3 tRNA genes and 1 rRNA gene are annotated in these 687 nt (G+C 48.8%); all 4 read right to left on the reverse strand.

Annotated elements, in window-relative coordinates:
- Positions 1-75: 75 nt before the first annotated feature.
- Positions 76-164, reverse strand: a tRNA-Leu gene (locus tag GJB59_RS13005).
- A 30-nt stretch (positions 165-194) separates the two neighbouring features.
- A tRNA-Gly gene (locus tag GJB59_RS13010) sits at positions 195-269 on the reverse strand.
- Positions 270-274: 5 nt separating this feature from the next.
- Positions 275-359 (reverse strand) — tRNA-Leu (locus GJB59_RS13015).
- 43 nt (positions 360-402) lie between these two features.
- Positions 403-518: ribosomal RNA gene (gene rrf, locus GJB59_RS13020) — 5S ribosomal RNA — on the reverse strand.
- Between the last annotated feature and the right edge of the window lie 169 nt (positions 519-687).

The following is a 687-nucleotide window of genomic DNA, read 5'->3' on the forward strand; positions in this document are numbered from 1 at the left end:
GCTTGATTCGTAGTCAAGTACTCTATCCAATTGAGCTACGGGCGCATGAAAATGATTCAGTTGGTTTTGCCAAAATGGTGCCGAGGACCGGAATCGAACCGGTACGGTAGTCACCTACCGCAGGATTTTAAGTCCTGTGCGTCTGCCAGTTCCGCCACCCCGGCGTGGGGTCGGTATCTTGTGCAAAAAAAATATGGAGCGGAAGACGAGGTTCGAACTCGCGACCTCCACCTTGGCAAGGTGGCGTTCTACCACTGAACTACTTCCGCAAAAATGGTGCGGGTGAAGGGAGTCGAACCCCCACGCCCGAAGGCGCTAGATCCTAAGTCTAGTGCGTCTGCCAGTTCCGCCACACCCGCGTGGCAATTATGCAATTAAAAATGGTGAGCCATGAAGGATTCGAACCTTCGACCCTCTGATTAANCAGGGGGAGACCCCCAACTACCATCGGCGCAAAAGAGCTTAACTGCCGTGTTCGGGATGGGAACGGGTGTGGCCTCTTTGCCATCATCACTGGACTATTTGGTTTTGAAAGACAAGATTGATTATACCAATCTCACAGGTTTTTACAAGCTTTTTGTGACGAAAACTTTTCCTTGTTCTTTCAAAACTGGATACACGACATTGAACATAGTTGAAGCGTTTCATGATACAAATTTGGTTAAGTCCTCGATCGATTAGTATTCG

The sequence above is a fragment of the Planococcus soli genome (assembly GCF_016881065.1).
In the GTDB taxonomy this organism is placed as follows: Bacteria; Bacillota; Bacilli; order Bacillales_A; family Planococcaceae; genus Planococcus; species Planococcus soli.